General features: G+C 64.0%; 14 protein-coding genes. 13 read left to right on the top strand and 1 reads right to left on the bottom strand.

From position 1 onward, the window contains the following. Positions 1-6: 6 nt before the first annotated feature. The 9 genes from murD to lpxC all read left to right on the top strand — a co-directional run bounded on the left by murD (position 7) and on the right by lpxC (position 10,449). Positions 7-1,353, top strand: a complete 1,347-nt coding sequence (gene murD / locus R9B85_RS07990; RefSeq protein ID WP_112250687.1) for a UDP-N-acetylmuramoyl-L-alanine--D-glutamate ligase — start codon at positions 7-9, stop codon at positions 1,351-1,353. Next, positions 1,350-2,564, top strand: coding sequence for a putative lipid II flippase FtsW (gene ftsW / locus R9B85_RS07985; protein ID WP_112250313.1), 1,215 nt, complete (start codon positions 1,350-1,352; stop codon positions 2,562-2,564). Before murD ends, ftsW begins: the two co-directional genes overlap by 4 nt. After that, entirely contained in the window at positions 2,554-3,633 is a 1,080-nt protein-coding gene (gene murG / locus R9B85_RS07980) for an undecaprenyldiphospho-muramoylpentapeptide beta-N-acetylglucosaminyltransferase (RefSeq protein ID WP_112250315.1), read from the top strand. The genes ftsW and murG overlap by 11 nt, the downstream gene beginning before the upstream one ends. After that, positions 3,626-5,074, top strand: a complete 1,449-nt coding sequence (murC, locus tag R9B85_RS07975) for a UDP-N-acetylmuramate--L-alanine ligase (RefSeq protein WP_046616527.1) — start codon at positions 3,626-3,628, stop codon at positions 5,072-5,074. The genes murG and murC overlap by 8 nt, the downstream gene beginning before the upstream one ends. Further along, positions 5,071-6,027, top strand: coding sequence for a D-alanine--D-alanine ligase (locus R9B85_RS07970; protein ID WP_112250317.1), 957 nt, complete (start codon positions 5,071-5,073; stop codon positions 6,025-6,027). Before murC ends, R9B85_RS07970 begins: the two co-directional genes overlap by 4 nt. 5 nt (positions 6,028-6,032) lie before the next feature. After that, entirely contained in the window at positions 6,033-6,902 is an 870-nt protein-coding gene (locus tag R9B85_RS07965) for a cell division protein FtsQ/DivIB (RefSeq protein WP_012274056.1), read from the top strand. 14 nt (positions 6,903-6,916) lie between these two features. Continuing rightward, entirely contained in the window at positions 6,917-8,173 is a 1,257-nt protein-coding gene (ftsA, locus tag R9B85_RS07960; RefSeq protein ID WP_015271706.1) for a cell division protein FtsA, read from the top strand. A 55-nt stretch (positions 8,174-8,228) separates the two neighbouring features. Continuing rightward, positions 8,229-9,425 (top strand): cell division protein FtsZ, encoded by a 1,197-nt coding sequence (gene ftsZ / locus R9B85_RS07955; RefSeq protein WP_003251871.1) that lies wholly within the window; start codon positions 8,229-8,231, stop codon positions 9,423-9,425. A gap of 112 nt (positions 9,426-9,537) precedes the next feature. Then, positions 9,538-10,449: a UDP-3-O-acyl-N-acetylglucosamine deacetylase gene (gene lpxC, locus R9B85_RS07950; protein WP_112250319.1), complete on the top strand. Its 912-nt coding sequence runs from the start codon at positions 9,538-9,540 to the stop codon at positions 10,447-10,449. Between the two features lie 190 nt (positions 10,450-10,639). Here the strand turns inward: lpxC and R9B85_RS07945 are convergent, their stop codons facing one another. After that, positions 10,640-11,095, bottom strand: coding sequence for a DUF721 domain-containing protein (locus tag R9B85_RS07945; RefSeq protein WP_112250321.1), 456 nt, complete (start codon positions 11,093-11,095; stop codon positions 10,640-10,642). Between the two features lie 391 nt (positions 11,096-11,486). Here R9B85_RS07945 and secA point away from each other — a divergent pair, with 391 nt between their 5' ends. From secA to R9B85_RS07925, 4 genes are all read left to right on the top strand, one after another. Next, a complete protein-coding gene (gene secA / locus R9B85_RS07940; RefSeq protein WP_313856397.1) occupies positions 11,487-14,222 on the top strand; it encodes a preprotein translocase subunit SecA in 2,736 nt (911 codons plus the stop codon). 172 nt (positions 14,223-14,394) lie between these two features. Beyond that, the gene (argJ, locus tag R9B85_RS07935; RefSeq protein ID WP_085626521.1) at positions 14,395-15,612 is read left to right on the top strand and encodes a bifunctional glutamate N-acetyltransferase/amino-acid acetyltransferase ArgJ; all 1,218 of its coding nucleotides are present in this window, start codon (positions 14,395-14,397) and stop codon (positions 15,610-15,612) included. A 138-nt stretch (positions 15,613-15,750) separates the two neighbouring features. After that, complete coding sequence (locus R9B85_RS07930) at positions 15,751-16,383, top strand: glutathione S-transferase family protein (RefSeq protein WP_112250324.1); 633 nt, start codon at positions 15,751-15,753, stop codon at positions 16,381-16,383. After that, the gene (locus R9B85_RS07925; RefSeq protein WP_423770958.1) at positions 16,380-17,324 is read left to right on the top strand and encodes a Nudix family hydrolase; all 945 of its coding nucleotides are present in this window, start codon (positions 16,380-16,382) and stop codon (positions 17,322-17,324) included. Before R9B85_RS07930 ends, R9B85_RS07925 begins: the two co-directional genes overlap by 4 nt. Positions 17,325-17,348 lie beyond the last annotated feature (24 nt).

The raw sequence follows: 17,348 nt of genomic DNA, 5'->3' as shown, positions 1-17,348 counted from the left end.
ATGAGCGTGTCATTGATCGCTTCCGACCAATTCCGCATCGTTGTCGGCCTCGGCAAGAGCGGCATGTCCCTGGTTCGCTTCCTGGCGAGCCGGGGCATTGCCTTTGCGGTCGCCGACACCCGCGAGCAACCGCCGGAACTGGACACCCTGCGCCGTGATTATCCGCAGGTGGAAGTGCGCTGTGGTGAACTGGATGTGGACTTCCTGTGCCGCGCCAGCGAGCTGTACGTGAGCCCCGGCCTGGCCCTGGCCACCCCGGCCCTGCAGCAGGCGGCCGCGCGTGGCGTGAAGCTGTCCGGCGACATCGAGCTGTTCGCCCGCAACGCCAAGGCCCCGATCATTGCCATCAGCGGTTCCAACGCCAAGAGCACCGTCACCACCCTGGTCGGCGAAATGGCCGCCAAGGCGGGCAAGCGCGTGGCGGTGGGCGGCAACCTCGGTACCCCGGCGCTGGATCTGCTGGCTGATGACGTCGAGCTCTACGTGCTGGAACTGTCCAGCTTCCAGCTGGAAACCACCGACCAGCTCAACGCTGAAGTGGCCACCGTGCTGAACATCAGCGAAGACCACATGGACCGCTACAGCGGCCTGCCGGCCTATCACCTGGCCAAGCACCGGATCTTCCGTGGCGCCCGCCAGGTCGTGGTCAACCGCCAGGACGCCCTGAGCCGGCCGCTGCCGGTGGAAGGCCGCGCATGCTGGACCTTCGGCCTCAACCAGCCGGACTTCAAGGCTTTCGGCCTGCGCGAAGTGAACGGCGAAAAATACCTGGCGTTCGAGTTCCAGGCGCTGATGCCGGCACGTGAGCTGAAGGTTCGCGGCGCCCACAACCAGAGCAACGCCCTGGCGGCGCTGGCCCTGGGGCATGCTGCCGGCCTGCCGTTCGAACCGATGCTCGAGGCGCTGCGCGAGTTCGGCGGCCTGGCCCACCGTTGCCAGTGGGTGCGCGAGCGCAATGGCGTGAACTGGTATGACGATTCCAAGGCCACCAACGTCGGTGCTGCCCTGGCGGCCATCGAAGGCCTGGGTGCCGACATCGAAGGCAAGCTGGTGCTGATCGCCGGTGGCGATGGCAAGGGCGCCGACTTCGCCGCGCTGCGCGAGCCGGTCCAGCGCTTCTGCCGCGCCGTGGTGCTGCTTGGCCGTGATGCCGAGCGCCTGGCCGAAGCCCTGGGCGATGGCGTGCAACTGGTCCGCGTCAAGACGCTCGACGACGCCGTACAGCAATGCGCCGAACTGGCCCAGGCGGGTGATGCCGTGCTGCTGTCGCCAGCGTGCGCCAGCCTCGACATGTTCAAGAACTTCGAAGAACGCGGGCGCCTGTTCGCCCAGGCAGCGGGAGGCCTTGCATGATCTTCGGCATCCTCAAGCCCTATCCGTCGCCGCTGATCAGCGGTCGTGGCATCGACCTGGACTTCGCCATGCTCGCCGGCTGCCTGGCACTGCTGGGCCTGGGCCTGGTGATGATCACCTCGGCGTCCTCGGAAGTGGCTGCGGTGCAGTCGGGCAACCCGCTTTACCACATGTTCCGCCACCTGGTGTACGTGTTCCTCGGCCTGGTCGCCTGTGGCGCCACCATGCTGATACCGATCGCCACCTGGCAGCGCATGGGCTTCCTGATGCTGCTGGGCGCCTTCGGCCTGCTGGTGCTGGTGCTGGTGCCCGGTATCGGCCGCGAAGTGAACGGTTCCATGCGCTGGATCGGCTTCAGCTTCTTCAACGTCCAGCCTTCGGAAATCGCCAAGGTGTTCGTGGTCGTCTACCTGGCCGGCTATCTGGTACGCCGGCAGACCGAGGTCCGCGAAACCTGGATGGGCTTCTTCAAGCCGTTCATCGTGCTGCTGCCCATGGCTGCACTGCTGCTGATGGAGCCGGACTTCGGTGCCACCGTGGTGATGATGGGCGCGGCGGCAGCCATGCTGTTCCTCGGCGGGGTGGGGCTGTTCCGCTTCAGCCTGATGGTGGTGTTGGCGGTGGTTGCGGTGTTCGTCCTGGTACAGGCGCAACCCTACCGTATGGCGCGTCTGATTACCTTTACCGACCCGTGGTCCGATCAGTTCGGCTCGGGCTACCAGCTGACCCAGGCGCTGATTGCCTTCGGCCGTGGCGAGTGGCTGGGCGTTGGCCTGGGCAACAGCGTGCAGAAGCAGTTCTACCTGCCTGAAGCGCACACCGACTTCGTGTTCTCGGTACTGGCCGAAGAACTTGGCGTGGTCGGCTCGCTGCTGACGATCGCGCTGTTCGTGTTCGTGACTGTGCGTGCCCTGTACATCGGCCTGTGGGCGGAAAAAGCCAAGCAGTTCTTTGCCGCTTATGTTGCGTTCGGCCTGGCCTTCCTGTGGATCGGCCAGTTCCTGATCAACATTGGAGTGAACGTCGGCCTGCTGCCGACCAAGGGCCTGACCCTGCCGTTCCTCAGCTACGGGGGCAGCTCGCTGGTGATCTGCTGTGCCTGCGTGGGCCTGTTGCTGCGTATCGAGTGGGAAAGCCGCACGCACCTGGGCAGTGAGGAACACGAATTCAGCGAAAGCGATTTTGCCGAGGAGACCAATCATGGCCGCTGACGGCAAGAACGTACTGATCATGGCGGGCGGCACCGGGGGCCACGTGTTCCCGGCCCTGGCTTGCGCCCGTGAATTCCAGACGCGCGGTTACAGCGTGCACTGGCTGGGCACCCCGCGTGGCATCGAGAACGAACTGGTGCCCCAGGCCGGCCTGCCGTTGCACCTGATCCAGGTCAGCGGGCTGCGCGGCAAGGGCAAGCTGTCGTTGCTCAAGGCGCCGTTCACCCTGGTCAAGGCCGTGCTGCAGGCGCGGCGTATCGTGCGTGAGCTCAAGCCGGTATGCGTGGTCGGTTTCGGTGGCTACGTGACTGGCCCTGGCGGCGTGGCCGCACGCCTGTGCGGCGTACCGCTGGTGATCCACGAGCAGAACGCCCGTGCCGGCACCACCAACCGCCTGCTGCTGCCGCTGGCTGCACGCGTGTGCGAAGCCTTCCCGGCCACCTTCGCCGCCAGCGACAAATTGCGCACCACTGGCAACCCGGTGCGCCCGGAACTGTTCATGGACGCCCTGCGCGCGCCCCTGGCCGAGCGCCGTGCGCGCCTGCTGGTGATGGGCGGCAGCCTGGGTGCGGAACCATTGAACAAATTGTTGCCTAAGGCCCTGTCCGAAGTGCCCGCCGCACTGCGGCCAGAGGTATTCCACCAGGCCGGCAAGCAACACGCGCCGGTCACCGCCGAGCGTTATCGCGAGGCGGGCGTCGAGGCTCAGGTAGAGCCCTTCATCAAGGACATGGCCCAAGCCTATGGCTGGGCCGACATTGTGGTGTGCCGGGCCGGCGCCCTGACTGTCAGCGAGCTGGCGGCAGCGGGCCTGCCTTCGATGCTGGTGCCATTGCCCCATGCGATCGACGACCACCAGACCCACAACGCCCAATATCTGGCCCGGGAAGGCGCTGCCTTCCTGATGCCACAAGCGACAACTGGCGCAGCGCAGCTCGCTGAACGCCTGAACGAGGTGCTGATGCAACCCGAGAAACTCAACGTCATGGCAGGCACCGCACGGCGCCTGGCCAAACCTGCCGCAACCAGCACCGTGGTCGATATCTGCCTGGAGGTGGCCCATGGTTGAGAGCCAGAAAGCCATGCCCCAGCCGAAGATGGGCCGTATCCGCCGTATCCACTTCGTCGGTATCGGCGGCGTGGGCATGTGCGGCATTGCCGAAGTGTTGCTGAACCTGGGCTATGAAGTGTCCGGTTCCGACCTGAAGGCCTCGCCGGTCACCGAGCGCCTGGAGTCGTTCGGCGCCGAGATCTTCGTCGGCCACCGCGCCGAGAACGCCGCCACCGCCGATGTGCTGGTGGTGTCCAGCGCCATCAACCCGGCCAACCCGGAAGTCGCCACCGCCCTCGAGCGGCGCATTCCGGTGGTGCCGCGTGCCGAAATGCTCGCCGAGCTGATGCGCTATCGCCATGGCGTGGCCGTTGCCGGCACCCACGGCAAGACCACCACCACCAGCCTGCTGGCCTCGGTGTTCGCCGCTGGCGGCCTGGACCCGACCTTCGTCATCGGTGGCCGCCTGACCGCTGCCGGCACCAATGCCCAGCTGGGTACCAGCCGCTACCTGATTGCCGAAGCAGACGAGAGCGATGCCAGCTTCCTGCACCTGCAGCCGATGGTGGCCGTGGTCACCAACATCGACGCCGACCACATGGCGACCTACGAAGGTGACTTCAACAAACTGAAGAAAACCTTCGTCGAGTTCCTGCACAACCTGCCGTTCTACGGCCTGGCCGTGATGTGCCTGGACGACCCGGTAGTGCGCGAGATCCTGCCTCAGGTCAAGCGCCCGACCGTGACCTATGGCTTCAGCGACGAGGCCGACATCCGCGCCATCAATGTGCGCCAGATGGGCATGCAGACCCACTTTACCGTCCTGCGTCGCGACCGCGAGCCGCTGGAGGTGTCGGTGAACATGCCCGGCAACCACAACGTGCTCAATGCCTTGGCCACCATCGCCATTGCCACCGACGAAGGCATCACTGACGAAGCCATCGTCCAGGGCCTGTCCGGCTTCCAGGGCGTCGGCCGCCGCTTCCAGGTGTACGGTGAACTGCCGGTCGAAGGCGGCAGCGTGATGCTGGTCGACGACTACGGCCACCACCCGACCGAAGTGGCCGCAGTGATCCAGGCCGTGCGCGGCGGTTGGCCAAGCCGTCGCCTGGTGATCGTCTACCAGCCGCACCGCTACAGCCGTACCCGCGACCTGTACGACGATTTCGTCCAGGTGCTGGGCGATGCCAACGTGCTGCTGCTGATGGAAGTCTACCCGGCCGGCGAGGAGCCGATCCCCGGCGCCGACAGCCGCCAGCTGTGCCACAGCATCCGCCAGCGCGGCAAGCTGGACCCGATCTACATCGAACGTGGCGTCGACCTGGCGCCGGTGGTCAAGCCACTGCTGCGCGCTGGCGACATCCTGATCTGCCAAGGTGCCGGTGATGTCGGCGGCCTGGCCCCTCAATTGATGAAAAGCCCGCTGTTCGCTGGCGCCAAGCAGGAGAAGTCGAAATGACCAGCGCCTACGACAAGCTGCACTCGACCCTGGACGCCAAGGCGTTCGGCCGCGTCGCGGTGCTGTACGGCGGCAAGAGCGCCGAGCGCGAAGTGTCGCTCAAGTCCGGCGCCGCGGTGATCGACGCGCTGACCACCGCCGGTGTCGACGTGGTCGCCATCGACGTGGGTGACGACCTGCTCGACCGCCTGCAAAACGAGAAGATCGACCGCGCCTTCATCATCCTCCACGGCCGTGGCGGTGAAGACGGCAGTATGCAAGGCCTGCTCGAGTGCCTGGGCATCCCCTACACCGGCAGTGGCATCCTTGCCTCGGCATTGGCCATGGACAAGCTGCGCACCAAGCAGGTGTGGCAGAGCCTGGGCATTCCGACCCCGCGTCATGCGGTACTGGCGAGCGAAAGCGATTGTTTGCAGGCCAGCACGGAACTGGGCTTCCCGCTTATCGTCAAACCCGCCCATGAAGGTTCCAGCATCGGCATGGCCAAGGTGAACAGCGCCCAGGAACTGGTCGCCGCCTGGCAGGATGCCGCCCGATACGATTCCCAGGTACTGGTGGAACAGTGGATCCACGGGCCGGAGTTCACCGTCGCGGTATTGCGCGGCCAGGTGCTGCCGCCGATCGCCCTGGGTACGCCGCACGTGTTCTACGACTACGACGCCAAGTACATCGCCAACGATACCCAGTACCGCATTCCGTGCGGCCTGGACAGCGTCAAGGAACAGGAACTGATCGACCTGACCGCGCGTGCCTGCGATGCCATCGGCATCGAAGGCTGGGGGCGGCTGGACGTGATGCAGGACGAGCAGGGCCGGTTCTGGCTGCTCGAAGTCAACACCGCACCCGGCATGACCGACCATAGCCTGGTGCCCATGGCGGCCCGCGCGGCCGGCCTGGACTTCCAGCAACTGGTGCTGGCAATCCTGGCCGAGAGCGTGGCGACGCGAGGTTAACAACCATGCAAGGCGCGATGATACGTCAGCAGCAACCCGTTACCGGCCGCAGCAAGCCGGTGCCGCGTGGTGCCAGCCGGCTGGTGGCCGACGAGCCCGTATCGGCGCGCCTGCCGCGGCCAAGCCTGGGAGGGCTCAAGCGCCTGCTGTGGCCGGTGCTGCTGGTGGCGGCCGGGTTTGGCGCCTACGAGGGCGCCATTCGCCTGATGCCTTACGCTGACCGGCCGATTACCAAGATCGACGTTCAGGGTGACCTCAGCTACATCAGCCAGCAGTCGGTGCAGCAGCGTATCGCGCCCTACGTGGCAGCGAGCTTCTTCAGTGTCGACCTGCCGGCGATGCGCGCAGAGCTCGAGCAGATGCCGTGGATTGCCCATGCCGAAGTGCGTCGGGTGTGGCCCGACGAAGTGGTGATCCGCCTGGAAGAACAGTTGCCGGTGGCACGCTGGGGTGACGAAGCCTTGCTCAACAACCAGGGCCAGGCCTTTACCCCGCGCGAACTGGCCAACTACGAGCACCTGCCACAGCTGGCCGGGCCGCAGCGTGCTCAGCAACAAGTGATGCAGCAGTATCAGGTATTGAGCCAGATGCTGCGCCCCCTGGGCTTTTCCATCGCTCGCCTGGAGCTGCGCGAGCGAGGCAGCTGGTTCCTGACCACGGGCGCGAGCAGCGCCGGGCCGGGCATCGAGCTGCTGCTGGGGCGCGACCATCTGGTGGAGAAAATGCGCCGTTTCATTGCCATTTACGACAAGACACTCAAAGACCAGATCACCACTATCGCCCGCATTGATCTGCGTTATTCCAACGGACTTGCCGTTGGTTGGCGGGAACCGATTGCACCGACGACGGCCCAACCCGCCGTTGCGAAGAATTAGAGAGAGGCAGGACCATGGCAAACGCGCATAGCGGCAAAATGATCGTCGGGCTGGACATCGGCACCTCCAAGGTGGTGGCGCTGGTGGGTGAAGTGGGCGAGGACGGCACCCTGGAAATCGTCGGGATCGGTACCCATCCGTCCCGCGGCCTGAAAAAAGGCGTGGTGGTGAACATCGAGTCCACCGTGCAGTCGATCCAGCGCGCGGTGGAAGAAGCGCAGCTGATGGCCGGCTGCCGCATCCACTCGGCCTTCGTCGGCGTGGCCGGCAACCACATCCGCAGCCTGAACTCCCACGGCATCGTCGCCATCCGCGACCGCGAAGTCAGCCTGGCCGACCTGGAGCGCGTACTCGACGCCGCCCAGGCCGTGGCCATCCCGGCCGACCAGCGCGTGCTGCACACCCTGCCGCAGGACTACGTGATCGACAACCAGGAAGGCGTGCGCGAGCCGCTGGGCATGTCTGGCGTACGTCTGGAAGCCAAGGTCCACGTGGTCACCTGCGCCGTCAACGCGGCACAGAACATCGAGAAGTGCGTACGCCGCTGCGGCCTGGAAATCGACGACATCATCCTCGAGCAGCTGGCCTCGGCCTACTCGGTGCTGACCGACGATGAAAAGGAGCTGGGCGTGTGCCTGGTCGACATCGGTGGTGGCACCACCGACATCGCCATCTTCACCGAGGGCGCGATCCGTCACACCGCGGTAATCCCGATTGCCGGCGACCAAGTGACCAACGACATCGCCATGGCCCTGCGTACCCCGACCCAGTACGCCGAAGAAATCAAGATCCGCTACGCCTGCGCCCTGGCCAAACTGGCTGGCGCCGGCGAGACCATCAAGGTGCCGAGCGTGGGTGATCGCCCACCGCGCGAGCTGTCGCGCCAGGCTCTGGCCGAGGTGGTGGAGCCACGTTACGACGAGCTCTTCACCCTGATCCAGGCCGAACTGCGCCGCAGCGGCTACGAGGACCTGGTGCCGGCCGGCATCGTACTCACCGGCGGCACCGCGAAGATGGAAGGCGCCGTGGAACTGGCCGAGGAAATCTTCCACATGCCGGTACGCCTGGGCGTGCCGCACAGCGTTCGGGGGCTCAGCGACGTGGTGCGCAACCCGATCTATTCCACCGGCGTGGGCTTGCTCACCTACGGCCTGCAGAAGCAGACCGAAGACTTGCCCCTGACCGGTAACAGCAGCAACAACAGCTATGGCGATGAACCGAAGGCTCCAGTGCTTGAACGCTTCAAGCGCTGGGTCCAGGGCAACTTCTAAGTTTCAAAGCAGTAGTGGTAGGCGCGACAACTAGAGAACTGTAAGGAGAGGGAAAATGTTCGAGCTCGTAGACAACGTCCCGCAAAGCCCGGTCATCAAAGTGATCGGTGTTGGCGGTGGTGGCGGCAACGCCGTCAACCACATGGTCAAGAGCAGCATCGAAGGCGTGGAATTCATCTGCGCCAACACCGATGCTCAAGCGCTGAAGAACATCGGCGCGCGCACCATCCTGCAATTGGGCACTGGCGTGACCAAGGGCTTGGGTGCCGGTGCCAATCCGGAAGTCGGCCGCCAGGCCGCGCTGGAAGACCGTGAGCGCATCGCTGAAGTGCTGCAGGGCACCAACATGGTGTTCATCACCACTGGCATGGGTGGCGGTACCGGTACCGGTGCAGCGCCGATCATCGCCGAAGTGGCCAAGGAAATGGGCATTCTCACCGTTGCCGTGGTGACCCGTCCGTTCCCGTTCGAAGGCCGCAAGCGCATGCAGATCGCCGATGAAGGCATCCGCATGCTGGCCGAAAGCGTCGACTCATTGATCACCATCCCCAACGAGAAGCTGCTGACCATCCTGGGCAAGGATGCCAGCCTGCTGTCTGCCTTCGCCAAGGCCGACGACGTACTGGCCGGTGCCGTGCGCGGTATCTCCGATATCATCAAGCGCCCGGGCATGATCAACGTCGACTTCGCCGACGTGCGTACCGTGATGGGTGAAATGGGCATGGCCATGATGGGTACTGGCTGCGCCAGCGGCCCGAACCGTGCGCGTGAAGCCACCGAGGCAGCGATCCGCAACCCGCTGCTGGAAGACGTCAACCTGCAGGGCGCCCGCGGCATCCTGGTGAACATCACCGCAGGCCCTGACCTGTCGCTGGGCGAGTACTCCGACGTGGGTAGCATCATCGAAGCCTTCGCCTCCGACCACGCCATGGTCAAGGTCGGCACCGTGATCGACCCGGACATGCGTGACGAGCTGCACGTGACCGTAGTGGCTACTGGCCTGGGCGCGCGCATCGAGAAGCCTGTGAAGGTGGTCGACAACACCCTGCAGACTGCCCAGCAGGCGTACGAGGCTTCCAACCCGGCGCCGGTTCGCCAGGAGCAGCCTGCGGTCAACTACCGTGACCTGGAGCGCCCGACCGTAATGCGCAACCAGGCCCATGCAGGTGCTGCGGCAGCCGCTAAACTGAACCCTCAGGATGACCTGGACTACCTCGATATCCCGGCATTCCTGCGTCGTCAGGCTGATTAATGGAATTTATCAGGGGTATAAAGGTGATTGGTATTCATCAAAGGTTGGGTCTGTTATCATCCCCAGCCTTTGTTGATACCTGTTCGCAATTTGCGCTGAAGCGGCCAATGCCATGATTAAACAACGCACCCTGAAGAATACCATCCGTGCCACAGGTGTCGGTCTGCACTCCGGGGAGAAGGTTTACCTGACCCTCAAGCCTGCACCTGTTGACACCGGCATCGTCTTCCGCCGCGCCGACCTCGACCCTGTGGTCGAAATACCGGCGCGCGCGGCCAACGTCGGCGAGACAACCATGTCGACGACGCTGGTCAACGGTGACGTCAAGGTCGATACGGTCGAGCACCTGCTCTCCGCCATGGCGGGCCTGGGCATCGATAACGCCTACGTCGAGCTCTCCGCCTCGGAAGTGCCGATCATGGATGGCAGCGCCGGACCCTTTGTATTCCTGATTCAGTCTGCAGGCCTGGAAGAACAGGACGCAGCCAAGAAGTTCATCCGCATCCTGCGTGAGGTAACCGTGGAAGAGGGCGACAAGCGCGCCACTTTCCTGCCTTTCGACGGCTTCAAGGTGAGCTTCGAGATCGACTTCGATCACCCGGTGCTTCGCAACCGGACCCAGAGCGCCAGCGTCGACTTTTCCAGCACCTCGTTCGTGAAGGAAGTCAGCCGCGCGCGCACCTTTGGTTTCATGCGTGACATCGAGTACCTGCGCAAGCACAACCTTGCGCTGGGTGGCAGTGTCGAGAACGCCATCGTGGTCGATGAGGACGGCGTGCTGAACGAAGACGGCCTTCGTTACGAAGACGAATTCGTCAAGCACAAGATCCTCGACGCCATCGGCGACCTCTACCTGCTGGGCAACAGCCTGATCGGCGAGTTCAAGGGCTTCAAGTCCGGCCACGCGCTGAACAACCAGCTGTTGCGCAAGCTGATTGCCGAAACCGATGCCTGGGAAGTGGTCACTTTCGAAGATGCCAGCACGGCACCGATCTCGTACATGCGCCCTGTTGCGGCCGTGTAAGTTCGAACACTCTCTAGTTCATTGAGGCCACCTTCGGGTGGCCTTTTTTATTGCTGACACATTTTGCCCGGCAGGTCCGGCCATTCGCGGGCACGCCCGCTCCCACAGGTCCTGCGCCGCTCCAGAGGCAGTGGGCACCCTGTGGGAGCGGGCGTGCCCGCGAATGGACTGCGCAGCAGTCCCGAAGGTGTCAGCGCTTGTCCTGGGCGTGAGCTGCCAGCCTTTCCAGCGCTGCGCGCAGCTTGGGGTCGGTGATGCCCCCGGCGGTATCGCGCAGGCTCTCGGCTGCGTTGCTGGAAAGCTCTGCCGCATGGCCACCACGCTTGGCCGGCACCAGCGGGGGTTGGACCTTGTACAGGATGCGCCTGAGGTTGCCAAAGGCTTCCATGCCCTGCAATGCCGCCAGCAAGCGTTTCTGCTGATAACGCAGGCGGGTTGCCCAGTGGCCGTCGGTTACCACCAGCAACAAGGTGCCATCGCGCCACGACGCCACATGGCAGTGCTCGCGGGCGGCCGGTTGCAGCTGGCTTTCCAGCAGGCGCTGCAGGTGCTCCAGGCGTTCGGCCTGGTTCAGCAGCAGGCGCAACGGGCGGACCTGGCGGAGCAGGGCCGAGGGCGGCTGGGCGGGGGAGGGTTTGTAGGCCATGGGGGTACGCATGAGGTTACATGGTCCGCAGTCTAACATCTCTATAGCCTGCACTGGCCTCTTCGCGGGTGAACCCGCTCCCACAGGGTACGGCACTGCCCTTGATGTGTAGGTGATCCTGTGGGAGCGGGTTTACCCGCGAAGAGGCCGGCGCAGATAACAAAAGACAAGACTCATTCTCGATACGTTTCATCTTCCCGAACCTTGAACTCAGGGAAAATGCCCCTATCTAAGACAAGCCCCCGCCAAAACGCTGTACAAGCATCGTGGCAATCCACCACTTTCCTCACCATCGTTTCCGGGTAGAATGCTCGTTCGCATGCGGCCTCAGGGCTGCACGGGCGACTCATGGGGCCGCCCTCCATCCCTACGTGTGGAAGATCCTGCCGATATGTTTGCGCCTTTGTTAAAGAAACTTTTTGGAAGCAAGAACGAGCGTGAAGTAAAACGCATGCTCAAGACGGTGAACATCGTCAATGCTCTCGAAGAGAAGATGGTGGCCCTCTCCGACGAGCAACTGCGGGGCAAGACCGCAGAGTTCAAGGAGCGCCTGGCCAAAGGCGAGACACTGGACCAGTTGCTGCCTGAAGCCTTCGCCGTGGCCCGTGAGGCCGGCAAGCGCGTGATGGGCATGCGCCACTTCGACGTGCAGCTGATCGGCGGCATGACCCTGCACGAGGGCATGATCGCAGAAATGCGTACCGGTGAAGGCAAGACCTTGGTCGGTACCCTGGCCGTGTACCTCAACGCACTGTCCGGCAAGGGCGTGCACGTGGTCACCGTCAACGACTACCTGGCCCGCCGCGACGCCAACTGGATGCGCCCGCTGTACGAGTTCCTCGGCCTGTCGGTCGGCATCGTCTCGGCCTTCCAGCCGCCGGAAGAAAAGCGCGCCGCCTACGCGTCCGACATCACCTACGGCACCAACAACGAATTCGGTTTCGACTACCTGCGCGACAACATGGCGTTCAGCCAGGAAGAGAAGTTCCAGCGTGAACTCAACTTCGCCGTGATCGACGAAGTCGACTCCATTCTCATCGACGAGGCGCGTACCCCGTTGATCATCTCCGGCCAGGCCGAGGACAGCTCCAAGCTGTACATCGAGATCAACCGCCTGATTCCGCGCCTTACCCAGCACATCGAAGAGGTCGAAGGCCAGGTCACCCAGGAAGGCCACTTCACCATCGACGAGAAGAGCCGTCAGGTCGAGCTGAACGAAGCCGGTCACCAGTTCATCGAAGAGATGCTCACCCAGTCCGGCCTGCTGGCCGAGGGCGAGAGCCTGTACTCGGCGCATAACCTGAGCCTGCTGACCCACGTCTATGCCGGCCTGCGCGCGCACAAGCTGTTCCACCGCAACATCGAATACATCGTCCAGGACGGCCAGGTCCTGCTGATCGACGAGCACACCGGCCGTACCATGCCAGGCCGTCGTCTGTCCGAAGGCCTGCACCAGGCCATCGAAGCCAAAGAGAACCTGAACATCCAGGCCGAGAGCCAGACCCTGGCTTCGACCACCTTCCAGAACTACTTCCGCCTGTACACCAAGCTGTCCGGCATGACCGGTACCGCCGACACCGAAGCGTTCGAGTTCCAGTCGATCTACGGGCTCAACGTGATGGTCATTCCGCCGAACAAGCCGTTGGCGCGTAAAGACTTCAACGACCTGGTGTACCTGACTGCCGACGAGAAGTACGCCGCGATCATCGCCGACATCAAGGAAAGCATGACCCATGGCCGCCCGGTGCTGGTAGGTACGGCGACCATCGAAACGTCCGAGCACATGTCCAACCTCCTGAAGAAGGAAGGTATCGACCACAAGGTGCTCAACGCCAAGTACCACGAGAAAGAAGCCGAGATCATCGCGCAAGCCGGTGCGCCAGGTGCCCTTACCATCGCCACCAACATGGCCGGCCGCGGTACCGACATCCTGCTGGGCGGTAACTGGGAAGCCGAAGTGGCCGCCCTGGAAAACCCGACTGCCGAGCAGATTGCCCAGATCAAGGCCGACTGGCAGAAGCGTCACCAGCAAGTGATCGAGTCGGGTGGCCTGCACGTGATCGCCTCCGAGCGCCACGAATCGCGCCGTATCGACAACCAGCTGCGTGGCCGTTCCGGCCGTCAGGGCGACCCGGGCTCCAGCCGCTTCTACCTGTCGCTGGAAGACAGCCTGATGCGTATCTTCGCCTCTGACCGGGTGAAGAACTTCATGAAGGCGCTGGGCATGCAGTCTGGCGAGGCCATCGAGCACCGCATGGTCACCAACGCCATCGAGAAGGCCCAGCGCAAGGTCGAAGGCCGCAACTTCGACATCCGCAAGCAGTTGCTGGAATACGACGACGTGGCCAACGAGCAGCGCAAGGTGATCTACCACATGCGCAACAGCCTGCTGGCCGCCGAGAACATCGGCGACACCATCGTCGAATTCCGCAAGGAAGTGCTGGACGCTACCATCAGCCAGCACATTCCGCCGCAGTCGCTGCCCGAGCAGTGGGACGTGGCCGGCCTGGAGGCTTCGCTGGCCAGCGATTTCGCCATGAAACTGCCGATCCAGCAGTGGCTCGACGAGGACGATCACCTCTACGAAGAGACCCTGCGCGAGAAGCTGCTGAACGAAATCACCACCGCGTACACCGAGAAGGAAGACCAGGCCGGTATCGAAGCCCTGCGTACCTTCGAGAAGCAGATTCTGCTGCGCGTGCTGGACGACCTGTGGAAAGACCACCTGTCGACCATGGACCACCTGCGTCACGGTATTCACCTGCGTGGTTATGCGCAAAAGAACCCGAAGCAGGAGTACAAGCGCGAATCCTTCAGCCTGTTCCAGGAGCTGCTCGAGTCGATCAAGCGCGACACCATCCGCGTGCTGTCGCACGTTCAGGTACGCCGCGAAGACCCGGTCGAAGAGGAAGCCCGCCTGCGCCGCGAGGCCGAGGAACTGGCCAGCCGCATGCAGTTCCAGCACGCCGCTGCGCCGGGCCTGGAAAGCGAGCAACTGAACGAGGAGGGCGCCGAAGTGGCCGTCGCCTCGGCACCGGTGCGCAACGAGCAGAAGCTGGGCCGCAACGAGCCGTGCTGGTGTGGTTCGGGCAAGAAGTTCAAGCATTGCCACGGGCAGATCGAGTGATCTGACCTGAATGGGGCCGCGTTGCGGCCCTATCGCGACACAAGGCCGCTCCCACAGGGATAGCGCACAGCCGCAACGCTGCGCCGTCCTATGTGGGAGCGGCCTTGTGTCGCGATGGGGCGCGAAGCGGCCCCGCTTTTCGATATCAACCGTATTTTCTAGGAGCGCTCTAATGGCTGTTGGTCTTGGTCCTTTGCCCACCCTGCACCCGGTCCCGGGTTTTGAACTCGGCATCGCTTCTGCCGGCATCAAGCGCCCTGGGCGCAAGGATGTGGTGGTCATGCGCTGCGCCGAAGGCTCCAGCGTGGCTGGCGTGTTCACCCTCAACGCCTTCTGCGCAGCGCCGGTGATCCTGTCCAAGCAGCGCGTGCAGGGCACCGTGCGCTACCTGCTGACCAACACCGGTAACGCCAACGCCGGCACCGGCGCGCCAGGCCTGGCCGCCGCCGAGCGTACCTGCGCCAAGCTGGCCGAACTGGCCGGCGTACCGGCCGAGTCGGTACTGCCGTTCTCCACTGGCGTGATCGGCGAGCCGCTGCCGGTCGAGAAGATCGAAGGCGCGCTGCAGGCCGCCCTCGACAACCTGTCGGAAAACCACTGGGCCGAGGCTGCTACCGGCATCATGACCACCGACACCTTGCCCAAGGGTGCCAGCCGCCAGTTCCAGCATGATGGCGTGACCGTTACCGTCACCGGCATCAGCAAAGGTGCAGGCATGATCCGCCCGAACATGGCCACCATGCTCGGCTACATCGCTACCGACGCCAAGGTTGCCCCGGCGGTGCTCAAGGACCTGATGCTGGATGGCGCCAACAAGTCGTTCAACCGCATTACCATCGATGGCGACACCTCGACCAATGACTGCTGCATGCTGATCGCCACCGGCAAGGCCAACCTGCCGGAAGTCACCGAAGCCAGCGGCGCGCTGTTCGAAGCGTTGAAGAAGGCGGTGTTCGAAGTGTGCATGGAAGTGGCCCAGGCCATCGTCCGTGACGGCGAAGGCGCCACCAAGTTCGTTACCGTGCAGGTCAACGGCGGTGGCAACCACCAGGAGTGCCTGGACGTCGGCTACGCCGTGGCCCACTCGCCGCTGATCAAGACTGCGCTGTTCGCCTCCGACCCCAACTGGGGCCGTATCCTCGCCGCCGTTGGTCGTGCCGGCGTACCGGAGCTGGATGTGAGCCTGATCGATGTGTACCTGGACAACGTGTGCATTGCCAGCAAAGGTGGCCGCAGCCCGAGCTACACCGAAGACCAGGGCGCCAAGGTAATGGCCCAGGAAGAGATCACCATCCGTATCGAGCTGGGCCGTGGCCAGTGCAGCGAAACCATCTGGACCACCGACCTGTCCCACGAGTACGTGAAGATCAACGCCGAGTACCGTACCTGATTCATATGGGGCCGCTTTGCGGCCCTTTCGCGACACAAGGCCGCTCCTACAAGAGCTCGCGAACCCCTGTAGGAGCGGCCTTGTGTCGCGATGGGCTGCAGAGCAGCCCCAAAATTCCCAAACCGATGGAGCCGAACCATGAGCTATCACCTGATCATCGGCGACAAGCTGTATTCCTCCTGGTCGCTGCGTGGCGCCCTGGCCCTCGAACTGGCTGGCGTGCCTTACGAAGAAACACTGATCAAACTCAACCAGCCTGACACCCGTCAGCGCCTCCTCGCTTTCTCCGCAACCGGCAAGGTACCGCTGCTCAAGACCGAGCACGGTGTGATCGCCGACTCGCTGGCCATTGCCGAATACCTCAACGAACGCCACCCCGACGCCCAGCTTTGGCCGGCCGATGTGGCTGCCCGGGCCCAGGCCCGTTCGGCCTGCGCGCAGATGCACAGCGGCTTCTTCGCCCTGCGCGGCGCCATGCCGTTCGATCTGTCGCGTGACCAGGCGCTGGACAGCGTGCCGCTGGAGGTTCAAATCGATATCGACCGTATCGTTGCGCTGTGGTCGGAATGCCGCCTGGCGGCGAAGGACAGTGGCCCGTTCCTGTTCGGCAAGCCGAGCCTGGCCGATGCCTTCTTCGCCCCGGTAGCCGTGCGCCTGCGCACCTATCGCGTGGAAGTGCCTGCCGAGGCGGCGACCTATATCGAAACCATTTACCAGTGGCCGGCCTTCCAGGCCTGGCAGCAGGCTGGCCTGGCGGAGCGTGAAGGGTGAAACGGATTCATGTTGTAGCTGCTGTCATTCGCGGTACCGACGGCCGCGTTCTGATCGCACGGCGTGCCGATACCCAGCACCAGGGCGGCCTGTGGGAATTCCCGGGCGGCAAGGTGGAAGAGGGTGAGGGTGTCGAGGCGGCGCTGGCCCGCGAGCTGCGCGAGGAACTGGGCATCGAGGTAATCCGTTCGCGCGCGCTGATCAAGGTCAGCCACGATTACCCGGACAAGCAGGTGCTGCTGGATGTGCGCGAAGTCGAGGCGTTCACCGGCGAGCCGCATGGCGCCGAAGGCCAGCCGCTGGAATGGGTTGCCCTGCGCGATTTGCCCCTGTACGAATTTCCCGAGGCCAACAAGCCGATCGTTGCGGCCGCGCGCCTGCCGGATCAGTACCTGATCACCCCCGATGGCCTGGAAGTGCCGCAGATGCTCAAGGGCATCCAGAAAGCAGTGGCCAGCGGCATTCGCCTGATCCAGTTGCGTGCCCCGGACATGTACGACCCCAAGTACCGCGATGTGGCGGTAGATGCGGTCGGCCTGTGCGCTGGCAAGGCGCAGCTGATGCTCAAGGGCCCGCTGGAGTGGCTGGGTGACTTCCCTGCCGCAGGTTGGCACCTGACGGCCGCACAACTGCGCAAGTATGCCGCCAACGGCCGGCCGTTCCCCAGGGAGCGCTGGCTGGCGGCGTCCTGCCACAGTGCCGAAGAGCTGGCGCTGGCAGAGCAGATGGGCGTGGATTTCGTTACCTTGTCGCCGGTGCAGGCGACCCGGACTCACCCTGAGGCGGTGCCGCTGGGGTGGAACGAGGCACAGCGGTTGATTGCCGGGTTCAACAAGCCGGTCTACCTGCTGGGTGGGGTAGGCCCGGGTGAGCGCGAGCAGGCCTGGGAAGCGGGGGCACAGGGTGTGGCCGGGATCCGGGCGTTCTGGCCTGAGATCTGAGTTGCCTGTAATTGGGGCCGCTTT

The sequence above is a fragment of the Pseudomonas sp. NLJ1 genome (assembly GCF_049486705.1).
GTDB lineage: Bacteria > Pseudomonadota > Gammaproteobacteria > Pseudomonadales > Pseudomonadaceae > Aquipseudomonas > Aquipseudomonas inefficax.
The sequence above is the reverse complement of the archived record's forward strand: the minus strand, read 5'-3'. Positions and strand labels throughout refer to the sequence as shown.

Bases quoted from the DNA above. Each gene is read 5' to 3' on its own strand.
- ftsA (WP_015271706.1), top strand. From the start codon at position 6,917: ATGGCAAACGCGCATAGCGGCAAAATGATCGTCGGGCTGGACATCGGC.
- R9B85_RS07930 (WP_112250324.1), top strand. From the start codon at position 15,751: ATGAGCTATCACCTGATCATCGGCGACAAGCTGTATTCCTCCTGGTCG.
- R9B85_RS07965 (WP_012274056.1), top strand. From the start codon at position 6,033: ATGCAAGGCGCGATGATACGTCAGCAGCAACCCGTTACCGGCCGCAGC.
- argJ (WP_085626521.1), top strand. From the start codon at position 14,395: ATGGCTGTTGGTCTTGGTCCTTTGCCCACCCTGCACCCGGTCCCGGGT.
- R9B85_RS07945 (WP_112250321.1), bottom strand. From the start codon at position 11,095: ATGGCCTACAAACCCTCCCCCGCCCAGCCGCCCTCGGCCCTGCTCCGC.
- lpxC (WP_112250319.1), top strand. From the start codon at position 9,538: ATGATTAAACAACGCACCCTGAAGAATACCATCCGTGCCACAGGTGTC.
- murC (WP_046616527.1), top strand. From the start codon at position 3,626: ATGGTTGAGAGCCAGAAAGCCATGCCCCAGCCGAAGATGGGCCGTATC.
- ftsW (WP_112250313.1), top strand. From the start codon at position 1,350: ATGATCTTCGGCATCCTCAAGCCCTATCCGTCGCCGCTGATCAGCGGT.
- secA (WP_313856397.1), top strand. From the start codon at position 11,487: ATGTTTGCGCCTTTGTTAAAGAAACTTTTTGGAAGCAAGAACGAGCGT.
- R9B85_RS07970 (WP_112250317.1), top strand. From the start codon at position 5,071: ATGACCAGCGCCTACGACAAGCTGCACTCGACCCTGGACGCCAAGGCG.
- murG (WP_112250315.1), top strand. From the start codon at position 2,554: ATGGCCGCTGACGGCAAGAACGTACTGATCATGGCGGGCGGCACCGGG.
- ftsZ (WP_003251871.1), top strand. From the start codon at position 8,229: ATGTTCGAGCTCGTAGACAACGTCCCGCAAAGCCCGGTCATCAAAGTG.